This window comes from Longimicrobium sp., assembly GCF_036280135.1.
GTDB lineage: Bacteria > Gemmatimonadota > Gemmatimonadetes > Longimicrobiales > Longimicrobiaceae > Longimicrobium.
This window is the reverse complement of the sequence record NZ_DASURI010000259.1, coordinates 1-6,869: the sequence shown is the minus strand read 5'-3', so window position 1 is coordinate 6,869 and position 6,869 is coordinate 1. Positions and strand designations below refer to the sequence as shown.

Genomic DNA, 6,869 nt, shown 5'->3' with positions numbered 1-6,869 from the left:
CCGCGCAGAGAGCCGCGCCACCGGCGGCTGAAAGCCTCCTCCTCCTCAGCCTCCCTCTCCGCGAAAACGTCATCCTGAGGAGCCGCCGCGCAAACCCCTGTCGGTGCAGGATCTATGGCGGCGACGAAGGATCTTGCACGCGAAGCTCGGAGGCGACCGTCGTGCACTGGCGCAGCCTCCGAGTCTCGCACACAAGATCCTTCGGTCGCGCCAAAGTGCTGCCTGCATTCACATTGTACGCGGCGCTCCCTGAATAGAAAGTGCAGGCTCGGGAGCTTGTGGCAGCCTCCGCGCGCGCGCCCCCTCCGGGCTCGCGGAGCTCGCCCACCTCCCCCAAAAACCCCTGGGGGAGGTTGAACTGCGTCCTCATCTGATCGGCGAAGTCCATCGTTAAGGCAGCGCGCGATGGATATCCGCAGCCACACGCTGAATCAGGGGCGTGCTGGACCACACGATCGCGTCGGTAAAAGGCTGCGCTCGCGCGGGGGCCGCTAACGTGCGCAGCCCTTTCCGTCGCGCATCCGCCTTCTCGCGAGAGGAGAGCCTTACTGACGCGATCAAGTGTCGCTGGGGCGGGTTCCACGCGTGGCGGACGGGCCGGTGGCTTGGCTGAGGCGATGCGTAGGATGCGGATTGGCGGAGTGGATGGGAGTGCGATGCGGAATCCGCGATGCGCCTCGCCTTGGCTCGGCGAGAACGCCGAGGGGGGCGGAGTCATGATCCGGTGCCGCCATCGTGCGATCGCCGGTGGATCCGCCGCGGATGCGGAGTTGGCGAGGATGGCGCGGGGCAGGGAAGAGGCGGATGCAAAACGACCCGGCGAGGATGCGTCCTCGCCGGGTCGGTCGATCTCGATCGATCGTGGATCAGCCGTTGGAGCGGTTGGCCCAGGGATCGTGCTCCATCCAGCCCTCGTCCAGGGGCGAGAACAGGAACACCAGGCCGCCGTTGGCGATCTTGGGCAGCAGCGTGCGGGCACGGTCCTGCTCCATGGCCGGGCACCCCTCGCTGCGGCCGGCGCGCGTGGACGTCACGTACGGCGCGCCGTGCGCCACCACGCCGCGCGCCCGCGCCGCGCTGTTGAACCGGCCGGAGAGGCCCTTCATCCGCAGGCCCACCGACGTGTACCGCCGGCCGCCCGTCTTGCCGCTGAACCCGTACGTCTCCTGGGCCAGGTACAGCCCCAGCGACGTGGAGTTGCTGCCCTGCCGGTTGCTGAACCGCACCGGCACGCCGCTGCTGGGCGGCGCGCTGCCGCGGCCGTGGGCCACCATGAACGGCCCGTCCACCACCTTCAGGCTGGCCATGTCGAACACGTACCCGCGCGGGGTGCGGCTGTCCAGGCCGTAGTCCACGTAGTACAGGTACGGCTTGCGGACGTCACGCGGGTTGGCGGTCTTGTAGTTGAAGTACGCCGCGAACGCCATCCGCAGGGCCTCGGGGTCGCTCTGACGGCGCACCTTGCCGCCCAGCGCGTCCAGGGCCACGTCCACCTGCGTCTTTTCGACCGCGCTCTGCACGCCCACGCCGTTGAGCACCGCGCGCGCCGTGCTCATCACGGCCTGCGCGGACGGGGACGGGGTGGCGGGGGCCGGGGCCGTCGTCATCCGCGCGGCCAGCGGCGTGGCCGGGGCGGTGGCGGGCTTGCTTTCGTGCACCAGGGCGCCGCCGGCGCCCACACTGAAGGCGGCCGCGGCGATGAGCAGGTTGCGACGCATTCCACTCTCTCGCTTGCATTTCGGACACGCTCCGCTCGGAACGGGCCCGAACGTTGTTCGGGTCGAAGGACGAGCCACGTGGCGGCGACGCACCAGGGCGCGCGTCACGGGTTCATCCGACGTTCTTATGGGGTTGGTTCCGCTTGGACACCGCAGCCCGCGCCGGGTTCCCCCGGCGGGACGGATCGTCCGCGCTTCCAACGAAAGCGCCCGCGTAGCCAGACGGTCGGTACGAGGGCGCTCCGGGTTGTAAATCGGGTGTCGCAGACACGACCGGGGGCGAGTTTGAAGCACGATACGGTAAAGTATCGGTGGGTGGCATCCCCGTTGTTTCAGCGCAGTTCGCTCACGCGAGCCCCGCATCCACCCCGGGATCAGTCCCCTGCTCCAAAGTAATCGGCCCAAACATCGAGCCCCCTGCCATGTCGCGATGCAATCAATCTAGCGGATGCCTAAGTCCATGTCAACCCGGGGGATAAGCCCCATCCCGGGTGTCCGGTGATCTCCGGACACCCCGGCCGGATATACGAAATTTCCCTTACGAGAGCGGATGAGCCGCGCTCAGTCCCCGGGAGAGCGATGATCAGCGCTCAGTCGTCCCAGGGGCGCAGGACGACCTTGCCGCGCAGCCCGCCGGCCTCCGCCAGGCGGTGCGCCTCGGCGGCCTGGCCCAGGGAAAGGACGTGCGACACGCGGGTGTGCAGGGCGCCTTCGCCCAGCATCCGCGCCATGGCGCCCAGGGTGACGGGGTCCGTCTCCACGCGGACGGTCTCGAATCGGTGTCGGTAGGAGGCGCCCGGCTGGGGCGGGCGGGTAAAGACGGCCGTGCCGCCGTCGCGCAGGGCGGGGGTGGAGCGCTCGGGGCCCACGGGCACGGCGTCCAGGACGGCGTCCAGCGGACCCAGGCGGGTGAGATCGGCGTCGCGGGGCAGCACCTCGTGGGCGCCCAGGCCGCGCACCCAGTCCTGGTCGTCGCGCCCGGCCACGGCCACCACGTGCCATCCCGCGCGCACGGCCAGCTCCACGGCAAACCCGCCCACGCCGCCGCTGGCGCCCGTGACCAGCAGCCGCCCGCCCGTCTGTGGCGCAAAGTACGCGAGGGCCTGGTGCGCCGTCAGGGCGTTCAGGGGGAGCGTGGCGCCGACCTCGAAGCTCACGTTCCCCGGCAGGGGCGCCAGCCACTCCGGCTGCACGGCCGCGGCCTGCGCGTACGCCCCCACCCGTCCGCCGATGCGGCCGAAGGGGATCATGCCGCACACGCGGTCGCCCACGGCGTACCCGCTCGCACCCTCGCCCACGGCCGAGACGACGCCCGCCAGGTCCCAGCCGGGAACGAAGGGCAGGCGCAGGTCGGGGATGTAGCGGTTGCCCACGGCGCGCGCGGCGATGTCCGTGGGGTTCACGGCGGCAGCGTGGATGCGCACCACCACCTCGCCCGGCCCGGGCGTGGGCTCCGGCCGCTCGCCCGCCCGCAGCCCCTCCGGCCCTCCGAACGCCGTCACCTCGGCCACCTTCATCGCGATCTCTCCCGTGCAGCGGTTGTGCGGATGGAAAGCCGCGTTGAGGGTGCACGGGGTGAGCCAGCAACTCATCTACCCTACTGCGGTGCGTACCTCGTCAGCGCTTGGGTCGTTTAGGTGCACTAGGTGCCGGAGCTGGAACTGGAGCTCGTCGCTGCCCTGAACTGCGCTTAAGCGACGATGGCACAGACGTCGCCATAGCCTTGCGTTCTGCAGCGTCTTTTTCCCGTTCCGCCAATATAGCCTCGGGATCGACCACAAGCGGCAACTCTAGAGGCTCGGCTGTCTTCTTTGCTTTTTGGCGAGGCGCCGGTTTGAGGGTGACATTCCCTCCTGTCGTCATCGGATAATCCACTCTCGCGCCTGCGAGAAGCTGTTCGATTGTGAGGATCTGTATTCGTGGATAGCGGCCCCAGGCCGAATTATAGAAACCCGCACTAGCTGCCTCGGTGCGCATGGGCTTCGTGGCTGACTCCAACGTCAACAGAACGCCGATGTCGGCCGACTCTCGTCTTACAACGTCGCTTAACTCGCGTACATCACGTACCCCGACATGGCCGGATTTCACGGAGAAGATGATCTGCTTCGTTTTTCCTTTTTTCCCGCGTTCATCATGAAAGAACAGGCGGCCATCAATTCCCCTGTCAGGCCCGCGTTTTTCGTCTGCCGGACGCGCACCAACAAAGCCCAATGCCCACCACTGAAACTGGAACCGATCCTGCTTCGCGAGTGCGACTGCATCGGGAAGCGAAACCGGCTCGCCGATAATCTGGAAGTCAGCCTCCCCACGATAAACGTCGCGTAGACGAGTCCTGATGAGGTTTATGGCGAGGTGGGTGATGTCTATCCCAACCCAAGCCCGTCCCAATCGTTGCGCTGCATCGATTGTGGTCCCGCAACCACAAAACGGATCAAGTACAACGTCACCAGCGTTCGTACTACTGCAGATGATGCGCTCTAATAATCCGACCGGCTTTTGCGTGGGATATCCCAGTCGCTCTGGATCGCCCCGCTTACCTAACCAGCGGACATCATCGTCTATAGGTGAGTCGGTTCCATACAGCGTCCCTTGCGTGTATGGCTGGTATGCCCAGACATCCTGCAGCTTCGCGCCGCGACTGTGGTGAATGTATTGGCGATATTCGGGTAAGCCATCGACCTCTGAAGGTGAAAGCAGGCCCTCGCGTTGAAGGAAATCTAACCGCTCATGCATGCCTAGATCTTTGAGCCCGAATTCATCAACAAGCGCGCTGGGAAACGCCCAGTGCCGTCCACGGGTAGTTGGATCGTAGCCTCGCCACTCGCTGCCGCTCGCACCATTTCGCGTTCCAGCGCCAGTAAGAGTCTGAGATCGATACCTCCCTCGTGCGTCCTCCTTGTTGAAGTAGGTGTCGACGTATCCCTTGAGATGAGGCCGGGTGAGGCTATTCCACTTATACCGTGCGGATTTTGTGTAGAAGTGGATAGTATCGTGCACCGGCCCAAACTTCTTTGCAGAATTATGCGATCCGGTCCGGCGCCAGACGATTTCGTTGCGGTAATGCATTGGCCCAAAAACAGCATCCAGCAGTAGTTTCAAATAGTGACCTGCCGTTGGATCACAGTGTAGGTACAAGCTTCCAGTTGGCTTTAGAACACGATGGAGCTCCACGAGTCTCGGCGCCATCATGGCCAGATATGCCATCATGTTGCTCTCGCCGACAAAGGTCCGGAAGGCTCGCATCACGAGGGCAACCGCCGTCGGTCCGCTCTCCACTAATTCTTCATAAGCGGAAGCTGATTCTGCATTCCATTCCCATGTATCCTCGAACGCTTTGATTTGGGCCGCTGCTCGGGCCCCATCTCTCTCGGCGAACAGGATATTGTAATCCTGATTACTATTGAACGGTGGATCAAGATAAACCAAATCCACGGATTCGGTAGGAACATGCCTTCTCAATACATCCAGATTATCGCCGTAGTAGAGCAGGTTTGCGCTCATTGGTTCTCGGCCTCGAAAGTAAGGAACGGATGGATTTTGGCATAGTAGTGCGTGAGAATGCATGAAAAAGCGCGAACTGTAAGCCGTCAAGGCTTACGACTATTCTTCGGGTTTCCTCAGCTTGGTTACGAACACCACATTTCAGCCGGTGACGCGTACGAGTGCCACTTTGAACAGGTGCCGATTGTCGCTCTCTCTTGCACCCACGCCGCGTATCCGTGGTGAGTGTTCGATACAGTAATAACGAGAACCGCCGCCCAGCCTGCTCCACTTTGTTTGTGCGCTGGTCGTCGCCGACGCGAAGGTGCTGGGCGCAACGTCCTCGGCACCTTCAGATCTCGATCCAGCCGGAACGTCGCACCTCCTGCTGAATTCACGGTCCAACCTCCCCCAAGAGATTTGAGGGAGGTGCAAGCGCAAGCGAGCGTAGGGGCGCTCGCCTGAGTCCGCCACGCGATGATAGCCACGTCGTCCCTCTCCCGCAGCCGAAATCCCCTTCCGAAAATCACCGCATCCCTGGGCAACTCCGCCCGGGGATTCGCGTTAGGGGGAGCGCCCCATCCGCCCGCGCGGCGACGGCGTGCATGGGCACTTGAAATCCGGAGAGGATGCTGATACTCTTCGCGCATGAAACACTTTCAAGATGAAACTATTGTGAGTGTGGCGCCGGAGCAGGTGATGGAGGCGGTGGTGCAGGTGGCCGCGCACGTCATGCGCGACTTTCGCGACGAGGTTCGCCGACTGCCCACCAACGGCCTCACGCTCACCCAGCTCAAGTCGCTGGCGTACCTCAAGTCCAGCGCGGGCGCGTCGCTCTCCGACGTGGCCGACTACGTGGGGCTGGGCGCGCCCACGCTCAGCAAGGTGATCGACGACCTGGTGCAGCAGGAGATGGTGCGCCGCGAGACGTCGGCCGAGGACCGGCGGCGGGTCACCCTGCACCTTACCCGGCGCGGCGGCACGGCCCTGCAGTCGGTGCGCGGGCCCGCCCTGGAGGCCCTGGCCCAGCGCCTGGCCACGCTCTCGGAAGACGAGCGCGCCGCCGTCGTGCGCGCCATGTCGCTGCTGGACCCGCTGTTTGACCGCGGCGGCACGGGCTGCGAGCGCGAGGAGGACGCATGAGCGCCGCGACCGCGACGCACCCGGCGCAGGCCGAGGCCGGCGTGCCGAACGTCAACAAGTGGGTCATCGCCGGCACGGTCATGCTGGGCACCATCATGGCCGTGCTGGACAGCAGCATCGTGAACGTGGCCCTGCCCGACATGACGGCGTCGCTGGGCAGCACGCTGGAGCAGAGCACGTGGATCATCGCGGGCTACATCCTGGCGAACGTCATCGTCATGCCCATCCTGGGGCTGCTCACGGCGCGCTTTGGCCGCAAGCGCTTCTATCTCTTCAGCGTGGCGCTCTTCACCCTGGCGTCGGCCCTGTGCGGCATGGCGGGCACGCTGGGGACCATGGTGGCCGCGCGCGTGCTGCAGGGCGTGGGCGGCGGCGTGCTCATCACCCTGGCCCAGGCCGTCATCCGCGAGACGTTTCCGCCGGAAGAGCAGGGGACGGCCATGGGGCTGTACGGCATGGGCGTGGTGCTGGCGCCGGCCATCGGCCCCACGCTGGGCGGGTGGATCACGGACAACTGGAGCTGGCCGT

Annotated in this window: 5 protein-coding genes; 2 read left to right on the top strand and 3 right to left on the bottom strand. The window is 65.2% G+C overall.

Translation table 11 applies throughout. The features are described from left to right. Positions 1 to 866: 866 nt before the first annotated feature. The 3 genes from VFZ20_RS08010 to VFZ20_RS08000 form a co-directional block, all read right to left on the bottom strand. On the bottom strand, positions 867 to 1,718 hold the full coding sequence (locus VFZ20_RS08010) for a murein L,D-transpeptidase catalytic domain-containing protein (RefSeq protein WP_329683330.1): 852 nt from the start codon (positions 1,716 to 1,718) through the stop codon (positions 867 to 869). 590 nt (positions 1,719 to 2,308) lie between these two features. Beyond that, positions 2,309 to 3,235 (bottom strand): NADP-dependent oxidoreductase, encoded by a 927-nt coding sequence (locus VFZ20_RS08005; protein WP_329683329.1) that lies wholly within the window; start codon positions 3,233 to 3,235, stop codon positions 2,309 to 2,311. Positions 3,236 to 3,335: 100 nt separating this feature from the next. Then, positions 3,336 to 5,219 carry a DNA methyltransferase gene (locus VFZ20_RS08000; protein WP_329683328.1) on the bottom strand — a complete coding sequence of 628 codons (1,884 nt, stop codon included), beginning with the start codon at positions 5,217 to 5,219 and terminating at the stop codon, positions 3,336 to 3,338. Positions 5,220 to 5,873: 654 nt separating this feature from the next. Here VFZ20_RS08000 and VFZ20_RS07995 point away from each other — a divergent pair. Then, on the top strand, positions 5,874 to 6,341 hold the full coding sequence (locus VFZ20_RS07995) for a MarR family transcriptional regulator (RefSeq protein WP_329683327.1): 468 nt from the start codon (positions 5,874 to 5,876) through the stop codon (positions 6,339 to 6,341). Further along, positions 6,338 to 6,869: MFS transporter (locus VFZ20_RS07990; protein WP_329683326.1), on the top strand; the 532-nt coding region annotated here is incomplete at its 3' end. The genes VFZ20_RS07995 and VFZ20_RS07990, both read left to right, overlap by 4 nt.

What these genes read in the sequence shown, in the direction of transcription:
- VFZ20_RS08010 (WP_329683330.1), bottom strand. Translation starts at nt 1,718, where the DNA reads ATGCGTCGCAACCTGCTCATCGCCGCGGCCGCCTTCAGTGTGGGCGCC.
- VFZ20_RS08005 (WP_329683329.1), bottom strand. Translation starts at nt 3,235, where the DNA reads ATGAAGGTGGCCGAGGTGACGGCGTTCGGAGGGCCGGAGGGGCTGCGG.
- VFZ20_RS08000 (WP_329683328.1), bottom strand. Translation starts at nt 5,219, where the DNA reads ATGAGCGCAAACCTGCTCTACTACGGCGATAATCTGGATGTATTGAGA.